This window comes from Pseudoalteromonas sp. PAB 2.2 (genome assembly GCF_001938575.1).
GTDB classification, from domain to species: Bacteria; Pseudomonadota; Gammaproteobacteria; order Enterobacterales; family Alteromonadaceae; genus Pseudoalteromonas; species Pseudoalteromonas lipolytica.
The window spans coordinates 1-16,870 of the sequence record NZ_LYPI01000003.1; the positions used below are offsets into that span (position 1 = coordinate 1).

The 16,870-nt window shown below is 41.5% G+C and carries 15 protein-coding genes; 4 read left to right on the plus strand and 11 right to left on the minus strand.

What is annotated here, in order from left to right; genetic code table 11:
• Positions 1-9: 9 nt before the first annotated feature.
• Complete coding sequence (locus BWD47_RS00105; protein WP_083633601.1) at positions 10-1,338, minus strand: IS4 family transposase; 1,329 nt, start codon at positions 1,336-1,338, stop codon at positions 10-12.
• A gap of 470 nt (positions 1,339-1,808) precedes the next feature.
• Here BWD47_RS00105 and BWD47_RS00110 point away from each other — a divergent pair, with 470 nt between their 5' ends.
• From BWD47_RS00110 to BWD47_RS00125, 4 genes are all read left to right on the plus strand, one after another.
• A complete protein-coding gene (locus BWD47_RS00110) occupies positions 1,809-2,759 on the plus strand; it encodes a porin (protein WP_075593156.1) in 951 nt (316 codons plus the stop codon).
• A gap of 147 nt (positions 2,760-2,906) precedes the next feature.
• Positions 2,907-3,596 carry a phosphate regulon transcriptional regulator PhoB gene (gene phoB / locus BWD47_RS00115; protein ID WP_036970740.1) on the plus strand — a complete coding sequence of 230 codons (690 nt, stop codon included), beginning with the start codon at positions 2,907-2,909 and terminating at the stop codon, positions 3,594-3,596.
• 54 nt (positions 3,597-3,650) lie between these two features.
• Positions 3,651-4,982 carry a phosphate regulon sensor histidine kinase PhoR gene (gene phoR, locus BWD47_RS00120; protein WP_036970737.1) on the plus strand — a complete coding sequence of 444 codons (1,332 nt, stop codon included), beginning with the start codon at positions 3,651-3,653 and terminating at the stop codon, positions 4,980-4,982.
• A 91-nt stretch (positions 4,983-5,073) separates the two neighbouring features.
• A complete protein-coding gene (locus BWD47_RS00125; RefSeq protein WP_065978046.1) occupies positions 5,074-6,042 on the plus strand; it encodes a PstS family phosphate ABC transporter substrate-binding protein in 969 nt (322 codons plus the stop codon).
• A gap of 53 nt (positions 6,043-6,095) precedes the next feature.
• Here BWD47_RS00125 and mdoH read toward each other — a convergent pair whose 3' ends face one another.
• The 10 genes from mdoH to BWD47_RS00175 form a co-directional block, all read right to left on the minus strand.
• Positions 6,096-8,078: a glucans biosynthesis glucosyltransferase MdoH gene (gene mdoH, locus BWD47_RS00130; protein WP_036970731.1), complete on the minus strand. Its 1,983-nt coding sequence runs from the start codon at positions 8,076-8,078 to the stop codon at positions 6,096-6,098.
• Complete coding sequence (locus tag BWD47_RS00135; RefSeq protein WP_075593157.1) at positions 8,050-9,714, minus strand: glucan biosynthesis protein; 1,665 nt, start codon at positions 9,712-9,714, stop codon at positions 8,050-8,052. Before BWD47_RS00135 ends, mdoH begins: the two co-directional genes overlap by 29 nt.
• Positions 9,715-10,111: 397 nt before the next feature.
• Positions 10,112-10,351 carry a hypothetical protein gene (locus BWD47_RS00140; protein WP_075593158.1) on the minus strand — a complete coding sequence of 80 codons (240 nt, stop codon included), beginning with the start codon at positions 10,349-10,351 and terminating at the stop codon, positions 10,112-10,114.
• Positions 10,352-10,408: 57 nt separating this feature from the next.
• On the minus strand, positions 10,409-11,260 hold the full coding sequence (gene panC, locus BWD47_RS00145; protein WP_074988882.1) for a pantoate--beta-alanine ligase: 852 nt from the start codon (positions 11,258-11,260) through the stop codon (positions 10,409-10,411).
• Positions 11,260-12,054, minus strand: a complete 795-nt coding sequence (gene panB, locus BWD47_RS00150) for a 3-methyl-2-oxobutanoate hydroxymethyltransferase (protein ID WP_036970718.1) — start codon at positions 12,052-12,054, stop codon at positions 11,260-11,262. The genes panC and panB overlap by 1 nt, the downstream gene beginning before the upstream one ends.
• Positions 12,055-12,083: 29 nt before the next feature.
• On the minus strand, positions 12,084-12,572 hold the full coding sequence (gene folK / locus BWD47_RS00155; protein WP_036970716.1) for a 2-amino-4-hydroxy-6-hydroxymethyldihydropteridine diphosphokinase: 489 nt from the start codon (positions 12,570-12,572) through the stop codon (positions 12,084-12,086).
• A 2-nt stretch (positions 12,573-12,574) separates the two neighbouring features.
• The gene (pcnB, locus tag BWD47_RS00160) at positions 12,575-13,861 is read right to left on the minus strand and encodes a polynucleotide adenylyltransferase PcnB (protein WP_081759737.1); all 1,287 of its coding nucleotides are present in this window, start codon (positions 13,859-13,861) and stop codon (positions 12,575-12,577) included.
• A 293-nt stretch (positions 13,862-14,154) separates the two neighbouring features.
• A complete protein-coding gene (gene gluQRS / locus BWD47_RS00165; protein ID WP_036970711.1) occupies positions 14,155-15,099 on the minus strand; it encodes a tRNA glutamyl-Q(34) synthetase GluQRS in 945 nt (314 codons plus the stop codon).
• Between the two features lie 20 nt (positions 15,100-15,119).
• Positions 15,120-15,563, minus strand: a complete 444-nt coding sequence (dksA, locus tag BWD47_RS00170) for an RNA polymerase-binding protein DksA (protein WP_036970706.1) — start codon at positions 15,561-15,563, stop codon at positions 15,120-15,122.
• 211 nt (positions 15,564-15,774) lie between these two features.
• On the minus strand, positions 15,775-16,764 hold the full coding sequence (locus BWD47_RS00175) for an AraC family transcriptional regulator (RefSeq protein WP_036970703.1): 990 nt from the start codon (positions 16,762-16,764) through the stop codon (positions 15,775-15,777).
• Positions 16,765-16,870 lie beyond the last annotated feature (106 nt).

Here is a 16,870-nt window from a genome sequence, read left to right on the forward strand (position 1 = left end):
TAATGCCAGTCAGTTAAGAGCTGACTGGCATTTTCTTTTGTAAGGATACTTATTTGGTTTCCTTCTTATCACCCTTGGATAATGCCTGTCTGGTAGCCTATCGGGTAAGATAAACAACCTAAGTGTTTTCAGTAACTCATCATAATGAACAGGTAACTTACTTGCACTATGTATTGGCGTAAACATGAAGAAAGCGATTACCTGCCGCATAGATTGGCTAAAGCTTAATTGAGTAGGCAAGATATCTTCTTCTTTAGTTGCATCAAGCATGATTATACGTATTAAGTTGTAAGCGAGTAGTAACCCCCATAACTCTTGGCGTACCATGTCTGGCTTCCTACTACGTAATGTATGTTTGCTGTGATTCAATCCCTGCTTTATTTCTCTAAACGCCAGCTCAATTTCCCAGCGTTGTGTATAAACCTCTATTAATTCGTCATGCGGAAATCGTAAAGGGTCAATAAGCGAACTCAGAACACGATAGCTTTTTCCATCAGCTTTATAAGTAGTTAATCTTGCCGTTATGGTATCTGGYAATGACTCAAACTTCTTTCTCGCCTGAAGGCTTGTAGAYAAGGTAACAATCTTATCATTGTCACTGATACTGTGTTCAACTTGATACTGTAAATCCTTCCTTGCTGGCAACATCCAGTGAGAGTTTTTTCCTTGGCTTTGCCATTGATAAAGTAGCCCTAATGAATAATAACCACGGTCAAACAAGGTCAGAGAGTTATCCGGTACGGCTGGTAATAGACGTTGAGCTAAGCTCATTTCGCCTACACAACGGGCATCAAAACTACTGTCTAACAATAAGTGGCTAGATACTTCCATTAAGCTACACATTCGAATTTGTGGATAGCTGACTTCTCCATGCTGATTACTGTCACTGCCAAACTTTTCTCGGTTTTCTTGATTATCATGAGTTCGGAAGCTAACGCCATCCACTGCAAGTAAATTAAGTCCACACCACTGCTCAAAAGGCTGGGTGGTAAAYACTTTATGTGAAAGTAATYGAAATGTTTGTTGGACTGCTTCGTAACCCAACCTTTGGCGACCTTGCACGAGCGCACTCGGCGCTACTAATTTGTTTTTTCCAGGCAAGGATATGTCGAGTCTGTTAGCAATATCCCACACAGTTTCGTTTCGGAATAAACTCATTCCAATTACAGACCACATAATAGCTTCTAGCGGTAACCGCCTTCTGCGAACAGTGGCAACTCCCGCATGTTCAAATGCTTGTTCAAGAATATCTGGGTCAAGAACCTGCTTAAGTTTGTCGAGTGTATGTACATCATCTAAAAAGGAGGACATATCATCGAAGTGTTGAATTAGAGACATAAAAAAATCCGATACTATTTCTAATATCGGATTGTGAAGCTATGAAAAGATCAGTCAAGTGATCATAAAAATATGCTTAACTGATCTGCATTAGGCTTTAATGGCCGGTTTTTTATTGCCTCGATCTTAACGGATCAGTGTTTTACTTACTGTTTATTTTAAGATCATTGTTTTACTAACCATAAATAGCACGGATCATTATTTTACTAGTTTTAGGATGATCATTGCCTATTTTTGTTTAACTTTTAAACAAGCGGGTAACGTGTTGAGCATTAAATCAAAGAGTTAGTAGACTAACTTAGTAAGATCATGATCCGAAATAGATCGGCTTGGTAAAAATCTGATCCTGACTTGCTGAAGTTAGTAGATCAGTGATCTGAAATGTTTATCTTAAATATACTGTTTAGAACTTGACCAATATGGCTTTATGTTCGATTTTTAAGTTATTGCTTACATTAAGGGTCGCTACCATGAAAAAAACCGCCATTATGTTCTCGAGCTTTGCAATGTGCCTACTTTCTTTTAATAGTGTTGCTGAAGCCGTTGATATATATGGTCGGGCGCATTTAGGGGTTGCCAATAGTGACACCAATGAAGGAAGTAAAACATCAGTTGAAAGCTACAGCTCGCGGATTGGAATTAAAGGCAGCGGTGAAATAAATGAGGGTCTGAAAGCGGTTTATAAGTTTGAGTTTGCTGTAAATGCAGCAGATCAAGATAGCGATGGTAAAACCGAAGAAAATATCTCTGCGCGTAATCAGTATGTCGGTTTACAAGGCAGTTATGGTCAAATTGTTTTAGGCCGTCATGATACTGCCCTTAAAATATCACAAGGCAAGATTGACCAAATGAATGACTTTAATGGGGACGTTAAAGCATTGTTTAATGGTGAAAATCGTTTAGGTGATGTCGTACATTACAGCTCACCAATTGTCGGAAACTTACAATTTGTTGTGACGTATATTGCTGAAGACAATTCAAAGCAAGATGATGAAACAGGCATCTCTGCTGCCTTTATATACGGTGATAGCAAACTTAAAAACACACCTTATTTTGTAAGTGTTGCACATGACAGTCAGGTTGCGGGTTACGACATCACGCGGTTTACTGCACAAAGCAAAATAGGTGATCTTGTGATTGGGGGCATGTATCAACAAAGTGAAAAAGTATCAGGCTCAGATACTGAAGATGGTTTTTTGCTTAGTGCCTCTTATAAAATTGATAAGTATAAGTTACTTGCTCAATATCAAGACTCAGAAGGAGACTTTGGTAAATTAAAAGACTCTGGCACCGGAACATCGGTCGGCGTTGAGAGAAGCCTTTCGAAACAAGCACGTATGTATATGTGGTATACGCAGTTTTCACTCGATAATAAAGCTGATGAAGATCACCTTGCTGTAACATTAAGGTATGACTTTTAAGGTGTAAAAAAGCATATTTAAGCGGAAAACCATTCATTTTTACTGAGTTTTTTTGGTGCTTTTTGAATTACTCGTTAGACTTTCATAAAAATGTCATACTTAGTCATAATAATGAAACCAGTTCGCTAACGAAAGAGATAAATTGGAATGTCACGTAAAGTACTAGTCGTCGATGACGAAGCGCCTATCAGAGAGATGCTGGTTTTTGTTTTAGAGCAAAATGGTTTTCAAGCAATTGAAGCCGAAGATTATGATTCTGCAATTGAGGCAATGGTTGAGCCATACCCCGATATGGTTTTATTAGACTGGATGCTACCCGGTGGAAGCGGAATTCAGATTGCGAAGAAATTTAAGCAAAGCGAATATACACGTCAAATCCCTATTATTATGCTAACAGCCCGCGGTGAAGAAGAAGATAAAGTACGCGGTCTTGAAGTGGGTGCTGATGATTATGTTACTAAACCATTTTCGCCAAAAGAATTAATGGCCCGTATTAAAGCGGTTATCCGCCGTGTATCGCCGACTTCACTCGAAGAGGCTATTGAAGTACATGGTTTGCGCCTTGACCCTATTTCACATCGTGTCACCTCTGAGGGAAGCGAATTAGATATGGGACCTACTGAATTTAGACTACTGCATTTTTTCATGACTCACCCTGAACGTGTTTACAGCCGTGAACAATTACTTGATCATGTATGGGGAACAAACGTTTACGTTGAAGACCGTACTGTTGATGTACATATTCGTCGTTTACGTAAAGCGATAGCACCCCTTGGACATGACAGGCTCGTACAAACTGTGCGTGGTGCAGGTTATCGTTTTTCAAGTAAATTATAAGTGCGTTGGCTGACTATATTCAGCTAATTTACATTCTTAAGGTAAAGTGAGTGTATGTATCGAGTAGTCAATAAACAGGCGTTAGCAAAACGCCTGTTTATGTATTTCTTACCTTTGTTATTAGTTGGCGTGCTTGTAGGTGCGCCATTTTTGCTTTTATTTTTAGGCTCCTTTGCACTACTGATTTGGCATTATCATCAACTCTATCGCCTTAGTGATTGGCTCCTTAATCAGCGTAGCTTCAACCCACCTGAAGGTGAGGGAGCTTGGGAGCAAGTTTTTGAAGGGATCTACCATTTACAGCATCGTAATCGTAAAAAGCGTAATGAACTGGCTGATTTAATTCGCCGTTTTCGTGATGGTGCAGAGGCGGTACCTGATGCGGTTGTGGTGTTGCAAAAAGATCTGAGTATTATTTGGTGTAATCAACTCGCGCTTAAAGTATTGGGCTTACAATGGCCAACGGATCATGGACAGCGACTCGATAACCTTATTCGTGATCCTAAATTTGCTAAATATATGCACCAAGCCAGTTTTGATGAGCCACTGGAGCTGGATGGTGGTCACAGTTATGAACAAATACTCGAATTTAGGGTCATGCCCTATGCAAGCTCGCAGTTAATGATGGTTGTTCGTGATGTCACGCGACTAAAGCAATTAGAGCAAATGCGTAAAGACTTTGTGGCCAATGTATCACACGAATTGAGAACACCACTTACGGTCGTGACTGGTTATTTAGAAATGCTTGATGGCGATAACATGCCACCGCCAAGTATGTGGAATAAAGCGCAAACAACGATGCTCGAACAATGCAAACGCATGGACAGTCTAGTAAACCAACTCTTGTCATTGTCTCGCATTGAAGGCGCTCGCCGTCAAGACAACGACAAGCCTGTGAATGTGCCAAAGTTACTCACCTATATTCACACAGAAGCACAATCGCTGAATCAAGATAAAGGCCATGAGCTTATTTTTAATGTCGATAGCCATTTAGATATTAAAGGTGCTGAGGATGAGTTACGCAGTGCATTTTCTAATTTGGTATTTAACGCCATTCATTACACTAAGCCTGGCGGTAAAATTGTGGTCGATTGGCAGCTTAAAAATAATCAGGCTGCGTTTAGTGTCACTGATAACGGTGATGGTATTGCCAGCGAACATATTAATCGCCTAACAGAGCGTTTTTATCGAGTAGATAAAGCACGTAGTCGCACAACGGGTGGCTCTGGCTTAGGTTTAGCGATAACAAAACATGTACTTACACGTCACGATAGTCATTTGAATATTAAGAGTAAAGTTGGTGAAGGATCGACATTTTCGTTTGCCTTTAGCAGCGATAAAGTCGTTCGCTTACCAGACTCTTTAGAAATTAATGCAAAGTCATAAAACTGTCATTTTAGGGTAATCTAACTGTCATCTAGTGTCTTTAGAGTAGACTGCAGTTAGGAAATGGGACGAACAAATCGGAGTAACCCCTATGAAATTTAAAAATCTCGTTGCCGCAATGGGTGTGGCTGTAACAACATTTGTATCAGCTCAAGCAGCTGCAGTTGATAAAGATATGCCTGAGTACCAAAAAACAAGTGGTATTTCTGGTAACTTTTCATCTGTGGGCTCTGACACACTTGCCAATATGATGACCTTTTGGGCGGAAGAATATAAACGCTTTTACCCAAATGTAAACATCCAAATCCAAGCAGCGGGTTCTTCAACTGCGCCTCCAGCACTGACAGAGGGGACTGCAAACTTCGGCCCTATGAGCCGACGTATGAAGTCTAAAGAAATTGAAGCTTTCGAGAAACGTTATGGTTACAAGCCTACAGAAGTTCGCGTTGCAATTGATGCGCTAGCGGTTTTTGTACATAAAGATAACCCAATCGAAGGTTTACGTATTGACCAAGTGGATGCTATTTTCTCTTCAACTCGCAAGTGTGGTGCTGATGCTCAAGTAAATCGTTGGAGTGATGTAGGTTTAACAGGTGATTGGGCTGCAAAAGATATCCAACTTTATGGTCGTAACTCAGTATCAGGGACCTACGGTTACTTCAAGAAAAAAGCATTGTGTAAAGGTGACTTCCGTAACAATGTAAATGAGCAACCAGGTTCTGCATCGGTTGTTCAGTCAATCTCTTCGTCAGTGAATGCGATTGGTTACTCAGGTATCGGTTATAAGACATCGGGTGTACGTACTGTGCCACTTGCTAAGAAAGGTGATAACTTTGTTGATGCGACATTAGAAAACGTTGCAACGGGCAAATACCCACTTTCTCGTTTCTTATACGTATACGTTAACAAACACCCTAATAAGCCACTTGCACCTATTGATGCAGAGTTCTTAAAAATGGTGTTATCAGTAGATGGTCAAAAAATTGTTGAGAAAGATGGTTATGTGCCGCTTTCAGGCAAGATGGCAATGGCTGAACTTAAAAAGCTAGATCTTCTGTAACAATCAATACAGACAGTGATAAAAGAACCGCTCAATGAGCGGTTCTTTTCGTTTTAGCTTTTAGCAAAGAGTTTTGCTTTTATGCGTTGCTGAGCAAGGCGAACTTGTTTGCGCTTTTTGCCAGGCTTAGCTTTAAAGCTTTGGATTGGCATCACCGTTGGGGTCTCGGTTGGTAATGCGGGAATGTTAAAATTAGCGTGCTCGTCTTTAGGAAGACCAATCTCTTGCTGATGCACACGAAGTGCTGCCAGAGTGTCATCGTTTTGCACTTCGCTTGGGCATAAGAATAAGCCCAATTTACGCATTTTTATGCCTAATCCTATACTACTTGAGTAACGTACAATCGGGGCTGCTAAAATCAGTCCAACTAAAATAGGTGATAACCACCAAAAGAAAGTCGGGGTATAGTAATAAGCTACACCACCCCAAATAATAGCGGTGATGGTTGAAAATAGAGTATACCCAATTGCTTCTTGCCACGGCACCATGCGTCCTTCACGAGGCTGCGCATCCCAGCTAACTTTCTTACCAAGAAATACACACACTACAAAGTAGCTATGAAACACCATCATGAGTGGCGCGATTACAATAGCAAATACGCTCTCAATGAGTGAGCCTGCGATCAATTTTACACTGCCACCAAAGGCTTTATTGCGATGCACTAAAGTCACTATCAATCCCATAAGTTTTGGTAAAAGTAGTAATACCGCAGTGATAAATAGCAGTGAATCAATTAAATCAGTTTTAGCAATTTGCCAAGTAGGAAATAGCTGGTACGCATGGTTAAAATACACATCACTATTCAGTGCACGCGTAACTGCATCCAAGGTACTTAATGCCAGCATAGATAACCAAATAAGTGATGAGATATACGCTGTGGCACCAAATAAAAAGTGCATTTTACTCATCAGTTTCAAACCTGATTTTGGCAATAAACCGAGATGCTGAATATTACCTTGCACCCATCGTCTGTCGCGAATTGCGTAGTCTAGAATGTTGCTCGGTACTTCTTCATAGCTGCCTTCAATATCGCTGAGTAATAATACATCCCAACCAGAACGGTGTAGCAGTGATGCTTCAACAAAATCGTGACTTAAAATCTCTCCACCAAAAGGGGCATTGCCTTTTAATACAGGAAGACCGCAACATTGCGTGAAGGCTTCAACACGAATAATTGCGTTGTGTCCCCAGTAATTTGCTTGATTGGTTTGCCAAAATGCAGAACCTGTCGCCAGCATAGGGCTGTATAAGATTGAGGCGAATTGTAAAAATCGACCAAAAAAAGTATCTTGGCGAACCGGAATCGGAATCGTTTGAATAAGGCCTGATTTTGGATTACTGATCATGCTTGTGGTTAACTCAAGCATACATTTTCCTGTCATGATGCTGTCAGCATCAAGTACAATCATGTGCTCGTATTGACTTCCCCAGCGTTCACAAAAATCAGTGAGGTTACCCACTTTACGGTGTTTATTATCTTCACGACGACGATAAAAAGTATGCTGAGCTAAGTCACCTAAACGTGCCGTTAATGCATTCCATGCTTTTAGTTCATTGCGCGCAATCTCTGGATCTTGTGTATCACTAAGTAAATAGAAATCGAAGTTCGGCATTTGGCCCGTTTTAGCGAGCGATCGAAGACTCACTTCAAAACCAGCGATCACACGCTCGGTATCTTCGTTATAAATTGGCATCACGACAGCTGTTTTAGTCTGGCTTAGTGCATGTTCGTTAATTTCAATGGGCTTTTGACGTTTAAGCGTCAGTGGGTCAATACGCAGCAGTTGTAAAATAAAGCCCATACAGCCACTACAAAAGGCTGTTACGATCCACGCGAAGGTCACTGAAAATAAAAACAGCAATGCGTACTCAAGCGGTGTCATGCCGTTAGAATTTAAAATATCGAACATGATCCACACACCATATGCAGTAATCGCTAGCGCAAGGCATGAAAATAGCCAAACGCGAGTTTTCTTAAATGGCATTGCGGTTGGTGTTAATGTTTTGCTATTGGACGTCATTTGGATACCAGACATAGCTCCATACCTCGCTGATTTCTTTGTCACGTAGTTTTAACGATAAGCGCATATCGACAGGCTTATCTCCCTCTGGCGCCACTTTAAACGCGACGCGCCATCCTTGATTATTCGGTAACTGCTGAACTGTTTTATCGCTAATCTCACCTGATGACAGTGCTAAATCGGCCTTCATAGCAAAATTTGCAGACAGTTGATTGATGTTTTCACCACTGAAGTCAACAGTAAATTGACGGTGACTTTTTGGTGGTGGATTCTTTTCGCCAGGCAGGGCTGCACTGCCTATGCGTGTTCTTAAAACACTCGCTTTATCCTGAGATGCAAGGGTTGCATTAAAAGTTGATAGCTTATAGCTGAAACTTAAGCTATCGCCTGCTTTCATCGCTTGCTCAGGCACCCAGTAGCTAACAATGTTGTCGTTAGTTTCTGTGTCTGTGGGAATCTCTACCAGCTCAACGCGGCCTTTCCCCCACGAACCCATTGGCTCAATCCACATACTCGGGCGGTTATGGTAATGTGCCTCTGTGTCTAAGTAATTGTTAAAATCACGGTCACGTTGTGCGAGGCCAAATCCCTTCGGATTATCATAACTAAATGATGTAACACTTAATTTTTTAGGGTTGTTAAGTGCTCGCCATACCCATTGACCCTCTGCTGATTGCATTAATAGGCCGTCTGAGTCATGTACTTCTGGACGGTAGTCATCAAAAAACTTGGTGCTGTTTTCACCGTGATAAAACATACTTGTTAGTGGTGCTATACCCAGTTTTTTAATATCTTTGCGGGCAAAAATTTGCATCTGAGTTTTTACTTCAGTGTTTGTCGAAGGTGTTAACTCAAAACGATATGCTCCAGCAACAGATGGGCTATCAAGCAGTGCATAAAGCACGATAGTGGTGTCTTCAGGCGCTGGTTTTACTAACCAAAATTCTTTAAACACGGGAAATTCTTCGCCCGAGCTAAGAGCAGTATCAACCGCAAGTCCGCGGGCTGAAAGGCCATAGACTTGGTGTGGGCCCACTAAACGAAAATAAGAGGCACCTTGGAATACCGCAACTTCATCTTTGTATTCGCTATTATTGAGCGGAAAATGCAGACGAAAACCGGCATGACCCAACTGAGTATTCTTAATTGCAGTGCTTATTTCTGCTTCCAACGGAGCCGCGGTTGCATCGTAACGATAATAATCAGTTTTAAAAGGCAGGCTTTTAACTTCGGCATTTTGCTCTAGGGTATTAATTGCCACCGGTGATTTATATAAAAAGCCAGGATGAAATAATTGCACTTCATATAAGCTTTGATCTTTCCAGATTGCTTGATCTGGGCGAAAGCGAATAGCACGGTAATCTTGATAACTAATGCTGGTTAATGCTTCAAGTTCTAAATCTTTTAGTGCGACATACGGCTCAGAGGCTAACTTTTTAGCGCGAGCAGTGATTACATCAAATAGTTTCTCTTGTGGAATTGTGATCATCGCAGGCTTTTGCTCAACAACGGTGTGCTGTGTTTCAGTTTTTTGTGGCTGAGTTTGGTTTTCAGTTGCGTAAGTATGGCCTGCACTCATGGCTAATAATACGCCCAAGAAGGTCTTCTTTTTAACAGCGCTGAAGAGCTTAGTTCGGGTTTCTGGTTTCATTAATTTTTCCTTTAGCCGTAAATCACGTTTATTCATTCATACCTCTCAGCAAAAAGTGAACCTAAAAAAACACTAATAATCTCAATGACGTTGAGTTGGTACAGCTAAATGCGAAGAGTAAATTTTGAAATTAGTGAGAAACAATTACACGGTAGCAGTTGTTAATTCGTCACCAATATGGAGAAGTTTAATGAACGAAAGCTTGCCCTAATATGAATAGCTTAAAGGATGAACAAAAATATGAACAAAATTAGCAGACGCTTAATTGAAAAAGTGAAATTGTAATCGAGAAGGAAGGTGCAGGCACTGAACTGACACATACCAATTCGCAATAACACTCAAAATAGAATGTTTAATTAAGTAAATTGATATAATTCAGTGCCTCAGAAAGGCAAATTTATTTAACTTCGCCTAACTTTTCTGCATTCGCTTTACATTGATTGTAAGCTTCGATGCACTTGTTACTACAGACTTTATGAACTAAGCCATCTGCGGTGCTTTGCTGTTCGCAGCTGGCTTCGCATTGATAGTTTTGTTGGGCACATTGTTGCATTTCTGGGTTATCAATCTTGCTTGAGCAAGCTGCTAACAAGGTGAATGCAAACAATGATACTGCAATAGCTGGTAATTTTTTCATGCTTATCCCTAGTTTATGGCTATTCTTTTAAATCCATCTTACCCAGATTGTTGAAACTTAATCCAGCGTAACTTGCAAATTATCAATTAAACGAACCGATCCTAAGAAGGCTGCGGCTAAAATAACCAGTTGTTTATCCGCTGCTGATGCAGCTTTTAGCGTTGATCGTTCGGCAATCGAGTAATAATCAGGTTTTAGGCCTGCGGCTTCAAGCGTGGCTTTGGCTTTAGCTTCTAATTCAGCGAAATCCGTTTGGCCTTGTTTTAGCTGCTCAGCCGTCTCGTTAAGGGTTGCAAATAATGCTTTTGCGGTGTCTTTTTGCTCATCAGACAAATAGCCATTACGTGAGCTCATAGCAAGGCCTGATATTTCACGGCACGTAGGTACACCGACAATCTCGACAGGGATAGAGAGATCGCGTGTCATGGTTTTAATCACTTGCAGTTGCTGAAAATCTTTTTCACCAAAACAGGCAAAGTCAGGTTGCACAAGATTGAATAACTTAGTCACAACGGTAGCGACACCTTTAAAATGGCCGGGACGTGAACCACCGCAATAACCCATCGACACGCCAGGTACATCAACAAAGCTTTGTTCACCAAGGCCATTTGGATAGATGGTTTCAACTGACGGTGTAAACACGATGTCAGTTTCAAGTTCTGCTAGGCCTTGTTTATCTTCGTTGAGCGTGCGCGGGTAGTTGTCGAGATCCTCATTGGCGCCAAATTGCATAGGATTAACAAAAATACTGACGACGACTTTATCGGCTAACGTTTTTGCTTTTTCAACTAATGAAAAATGCCCTTGGTGCAAGTTGCCCATGGTTGGGACGAGTGCAATGCTAAGTCCAGCTTGACGCCAAGCTTTGATTTGACTACGTAACGATTTTATTTCAGTGATTGATTGCATTATTTAAACTCATGTTCGGTACTTGGGAAAGCACCACTTTTTACATCTTCACAATACTTTTGCACGGCTGCTGGCATATTCCCTGTTTCAAGTAAAAAGTTTTTTGAAAACTTAGGGATATAACCAGCTGAAATGCCGACGAGGTCGTGCATAACTAAAATTTGTCCGTCGGTTTGATTGCCAGCACCAATTCCGATTGTCGGGATAGTTAATTCATCGGTAATACGCTTAGCCAATTCACTAGGAATACACTCTAATACCAATAATTGTGCACCTGCAGCTTCAAGCGCTTTAGCATCGCTAAGCATTTTATCAGCTTGTGATTGTTCGCGGCCTTGAATTTTAAAGCCGCCAAATACGTGCACAGACTGAGGTGTTAAACCTAAATGACCACACACAGGTATGCCTTGTTGCGTCATTGCGCGGATGCTGTCGTGTAACCACTCGCCACCTTCAAGTTTGATCATGTTGGCGCCAGCACGCATTAACTCGGCTGCATTTTTACACGCATCGGCAGGGTTTGAGTAGGTCATAAAAGGTAAGTCAGCGATGATGAATAGCTCGCGACTACCGGCGCGGACACACCGTGTATGGTAAGCAATCTCGCTGTTCGTTACTGCTAATGTGTCATCACCACCTTGTAAAACCATGCCCAGTGAGTCACCGACTAAAATCACTTCGACGCCATTATCATGAAACAATTTTGCAAAGCTGGCATCGTAAGCTGTAAGCGCGGTAATTTTTTGTTTTTCGTGTTTCATTTTATTAAGAGTTGAAACGGTGATTTTAGACATAATTTCCTCTAAGGCTTCGCCTAGGTTGATTACTGCTGAGGGAGTTTTTGTAAATCGTTTAAAGGCAACGTTTTTGTTATATCAGCAAGTGATTGGTTATTCGGTAAAACAAGAGAAGGGGCTATCTCTAATAAAGGATAAACAACAAACTCTCTCTCAACGAGGCCATAATGAGGCACGGTAAGGCGAGGCGTGTCGATCACTTGGTCACCAAATAATAGAATATCAATATCAAGGGTGCGAGGTCCCCAACGTTCTTCTTTACGTACACGGCCATGATCACGTTCTACTGCTTGGGTTAAATCGAGTAGTTGCTCTGGTTGCAGAGCCGTTTTAATACACGCAACCGCATTGACATAGTCGGGTTGATCTTGTGGCCCCATTGGCTTACTTGCGTAATCATGCGATACGCAAACCAGCTCAATTTCTGGTAGCCCTTGTAATGCTGCAATAGCATTACGAATTTGTGTACGTGGCGCATTTAAATTTGCGCCTAACCCTAAATACACTATGTTCATGTTTATTCTGCTCTTTTCTTACGAGGTCGACGGCGGCGTTTAGGGCCACCTTGATGGCCAAGTGCTTTAACCATCTCTTTTTGGCCATTTATATCTTGGCTTAAATACGCCGTCCACCACGTAGCAAGTTCCTGATGTTGCTGCTCACCAGCTTGAACACGTAATAGTAAAAAGTCGTAGGCAGCTTTAAAACGAGGCTGTTGCGTTAACCGGTATGCGCGTTGACCACCGCGTTTATCAAGGCGTTGTTGAATATGCCAGATATCTCTAGCGCCTAACGTAAACCGTTTAGGTACGGCAACATGTTGTGCGCTTTCACTGAGTACCTTATTCATCGCTTGTGCAAATGCATCAAACTCAGAAAGTTGGTCACGTTGCTGTAATTTTTTAGCGATGTCTAATAACGGGAACCACAATAGTGCAGCGAATATAAACGCAGGGGTTACTTTTTTCTCTGCATTGATACGTTTATCTGTGTTTTTAAACATTTGCAGAATAAATGCATGCTCGAGTCCATCTGGGTTAGCATTCAAAATTTTATCAAGGGCAGGGAATAGGGCTTTGAAAAGGCCATACTGACGCAACATGATATAGTTTTCTTCTGCTTTACCATTTAAAAACAGCTTGAGTGACTCTTCAAATAGACGTGCAGGAGGAATGTGGTCTAATAAGCTTGCAAGCTCTTTCATTGGCTTTTCTGTCGAAGGCGCAATGGTCATGCCTAACTTTGTTGCAAAACGGACTGCACGCAGCATACGTACAGGGTCTTCACGGTAGCGGGTTTCTGGATCGCCAATTAATTCAACCTGTTTGGCTTTTATTGCACTAATACCGTTGGCGTAGTCATAGATGCAAAAATCATTAATTGAATAATACAGCGCATTAATTGAGAAATCTCGACGCTCGGCGTCTTCTTCAATACTACCGTACACATTATCTCGCAGCAGTTGCCCATGTTCGCTTGATTGGCTAACGTGGTTTTTTTCTTCGTCGGCTTCATGATGGCCGCGCATCGTAGCAACTTCAATTATTTCACGGCCAAACACAATGTGCGCTAAACGAAAGCGACGACCAATTAGGCGACAGTTACGAAATAGTTTTTTGATTTGTTCTGGCGTCGCATTTGTAACTACGTCAAAGTCTTTAGGTTGTTGGCCTAACAATATATCTCGAATACAACCACCGACTAAGTAAGCATCGTAGCCACCTTCTTTGAGGCGGTATAATACTTTGATTGCATTTGGGCTAAATTGTTTGCGTGAAATACCATGTTCACTGCGCTCGATCACCAAAGGTAACTCGCTCGTTTGTGCGGCATTTGTTGAAGTCGAGGCATTTGGGCCGATAATTTGCCGACAAAATTGAAAAAGCTTGGAAATAATAATCTGTCTCCTACGACGCGGACTTTGCGACTCATCAAGTATAGCGTGTGTTTTTTCACTTCGTCGATATGAGATTGAGTCAGTAAATGTGTGTTTTATATGACGCTACAGTATGGTGTTAATGATTCGCACACTTTGGGTCGCTATCATATACCAGCGTGGCTCAAAAATTAAGTTACTCTGCCTTTAAAATTGGCAATTTATTTTGTAATGACTTGAAAATCACAAAAAGTGGCGTGTGGATTCTCACTAACTTGTATTTCTAGCGCTGTTGGGATGTTTTCAATACGGTAGGCTGAGATTGCCCAATTAAGCATTTCTTCGACTGTTGAAGACAATAGAGCAGGCTCTGGGTTTAAACCTAAAAAACGAAACGCATCAAATAATGCTGGTTTTGGCGAACGTTTTGATATGGCCGGTGCGTAGTTTTGTTTTGATAATTTAAAACCGGGCTTTGCAACAGCCAATGGTAGATGCGCGTAGTTAGGTGCTGGTTGCCCTAGTTGCTTAAATAAGCTGAGTTGTCTTGCTGTTGGCTCGAGTAAATCGGCTCCACGCACCACGTGGCTTATTCCTTGTGCAATATCATCGACGACGACAACCAGCTGATAAGCAAATAAGCCATCACTTCGTTTTATAAGGTAGTCTTCTTTAGCAAGTCGGCTGTCAATATTAACCTGACCTTGAATAAGGTCGTGATATTCACTCGTCGCAAATTGCTGAGTTAAGCGCAGTGCAGAATCGTTTAATGGGTGATGTTTTGATTTGCAATACCCTTGGTATATTCCGCCCATTGCTTTGATTTCTTTACGTGTGCAATGACAGGCGTAGACAAAGTTCTTTGCAATGAGTGCGTCAACAACGGCTTGGTATTCAGTATGGCGTTTAGTTTGGTAGATAACGCCTTCGTCCCAGTGCAGACCATACGCTTCTAGAGTGCGTAATATGTCATCGCTTGCGCCGGGTACAACACGGGGTGTGTCAATGTCTTCTATTCGGACTAGCCACTTACCTTGATTTGATTTTGCATCAAGGAAGCTGCCCACAGCCGCTATTAATGAGCCAAAGTGCAATGGCCCAGAAGGTGATGGCGCAAAACGGCCCCTGTATGTGCGCATAGGCGCATTAACGGCTGTGGTAGACATAGGTTAATTAATGTATGTAATTAACCGCGTCCTGATTGTTTTTCTTTAATTTCCGCAAGCGTTTTACAGTCAACACATAAATCAGCTGTTGGACGCGCTTCTAAGCGGCGGATACCAATTTCGATACCACATGATTCACAATAACCAAAGTCATCATCTTTGATTAATTGAATTGTTTTTTCAATTTTCTTGATCAGTTTACGTTCGCGGTCACGAGTGCGAAGCTCTAAAGAGAACTCTTCTTCTTGTGCTGCACGGTCTACTGGATCTGGAAAGTTAGCTGCTTCATCTTGCATGTGCGATTTAGTACGGTCTACTTCGTTACGTAAATCGTTACGCCAAGCTTCTAAAATTGTTTTAAAATGAGCACGTTGTGCATCATTCATATACTCTTCACCCGGCTGTTCCTGATACGGCTCTAACCCGGCCTGAGCCAATAACCCTAGTCTTTTCTGGTCTGGCATAACTTTCTCCTAAATCCTTAATATTTTGCCCAGCATTAGCCGGCGGCTATAAATAGCAGAATCTTCTGTTTGAGGCAAATTTATTTTTTAATTAATCCTGTATGCCCCAACTTATCGACTTTAAAAATAAGAATGGGCGGTTTTATTCGTTTACACGGCCCGTGCAATTTTTAATTTGCTAAGTTATATGGGCAAAAAATCATATTACAACTTAAAACATGTGTTCATTGAGAAACTTTTTGGGGGTTGTGTCGTACCAGCGTTTAAATGCGCGTTGTAAAGCACTCTGCTCTGAAAATCCCAGTTTATTGCTGATCTCAAGCACTGAATAGCCTTGCAGTAACATGCGTTTTGCGTGTTGTTTTCTTTGCTGATCAATTAACTTTGTGAAGCTTAGTTGCTGCCCAGTGAGGTAGCGCTGCAAGCTGCGTTTCTTTAAGCCTAATTGTAATGCGGCTTGCTCAACACTCGGAATAACAGGGAATTGGCAGGCAATAAAGGCATTTAATTCATTAATATGATCTGCATACGGCGTTAAATCTCCCGCTTGCGATAACAAGAGTTGTTCAAGCTCTGGGTTTGGCGAGTGTAAACGGCTATTAAGTAGTTTTTCATTAAAAATAAGGCTGTTGGATTTGGCACCAAATTCGATAGGGCAGTTAAAAGTATGCTGATAAATGTGCACACTCGCAGTGCTCGGAATGGGTCTGGTAAGGGTTACTTTTTCAAGCGCAAGTTCAGCGTTTTGCTGGCAGCAGTGGTTTGCAAACGATAACCAACTACTAAACAGTTCATCGACCATGTAATGTCGTATTGGACTTCGTGCATGCCAGCTCAGTTGGCATTGCTGCTGCACTTTTCTCAGCTCTATTCGACCAATGTTTCTTACCAGTGAATTTAATCTTTGCGCATGCTGCAGCGCTTTCTCAAGATTTTGACTCACCAAGGCGACATGCCCCAATAGCCCCCAGTTTTGTGCTTTGAGTGATTGACCAAACAAAAGGCCTATATGCTCTTGCTTAAGCTGGGTATCAGCATAATGCATTAACGATTCGTAATCTGATACAGGAAATCGGTAGCTAGTTTCATTGAGATAACAGCGGCGCTCAGCAAGTAATGCATGCAGCTGTTCTTTCTCAAGCCCTTGTTTTTGTAGGAAATAGACCAAGGAGCGAATGATTTGGCTATTGACATAAAACATAGTCGTTCATTTTTTATTATTATTAGCAACAGTTAAGCTGCATGACTAGGCGCGCAAAGTCAATATTTTGCGTGGAGGGTCAAGATTTAGTCTTTTAATTAAGGCA

What these genes read in the sequence shown, in the direction of transcription:
- BWD47_RS00135 (WP_075593157.1), bottom strand. Translation starts at nt 9,714, where the DNA reads ATGAAACCAGAAACCCGAACTAAGCTCTTCAGCGCTGTTAAAAAGAAG.
- phoR (WP_036970737.1), top strand. Translation starts at nt 3,651, where the DNA reads ATGTATCGAGTAGTCAATAAACAGGCGTTAGCAAAACGCCTGTTTATG.
- panC (WP_074988882.1), bottom strand. Translation starts at nt 11,260, where the DNA reads ATGCAATCAATCACTGAAATAAAATCGTTACGTAGTCAAATCAAAGCT.
- gluQRS (WP_036970711.1), bottom strand. Translation starts at nt 15,099, where the DNA reads ATGTCTACCACAGCCGTTAATGCGCCTATGCGCACATACAGGGGCCGT.
- BWD47_RS00175 (WP_036970703.1), bottom strand. Translation starts at nt 16,764, where the DNA reads ATGTTTTATGTCAATAGCCAAATCATTCGCTCCTTGGTCTATTTCCTA.
- BWD47_RS00125 (WP_065978046.1), top strand. Translation starts at nt 5,074, where the DNA reads ATGAAATTTAAAAATCTCGTTGCCGCAATGGGTGTGGCTGTAACAACA.
- BWD47_RS00110 (WP_075593156.1), top strand. Translation starts at nt 1,809, where the DNA reads ATGAAAAAAACCGCCATTATGTTCTCGAGCTTTGCAATGTGCCTACTT.
- dksA (WP_036970706.1), bottom strand. Translation starts at nt 15,563, where the DNA reads ATGCCAGACCAGAAAAGACTAGGGTTATTGGCTCAGGCCGGGTTAGAG.
- BWD47_RS00140 (WP_075593158.1), bottom strand. Translation starts at nt 10,351, where the DNA reads ATGAAAAAATTACCAGCTATTGCAGTATCATTGTTTGCATTCACCTTG.
- mdoH (WP_036970731.1), bottom strand. Translation starts at nt 8,078, where the DNA reads ATGTCTGGTATCCAAATGACGTCCAATAGCAAAACATTAACACCAACC.
- folK (WP_036970716.1), bottom strand. Translation starts at nt 12,572, where the DNA reads ATGAACATAGTGTATTTAGGGTTAGGCGCAAATTTAAATGCGCCACGT.
- phoB (WP_036970740.1), top strand. Translation starts at nt 2,907, where the DNA reads ATGTCACGTAAAGTACTAGTCGTCGATGACGAAGCGCCTATCAGAGAG.
- panB (WP_036970718.1), bottom strand. Translation starts at nt 12,054, where the DNA reads ATGTCTAAAATCACCGTTTCAACTCTTAATAAAATGAAACACGAAAAA.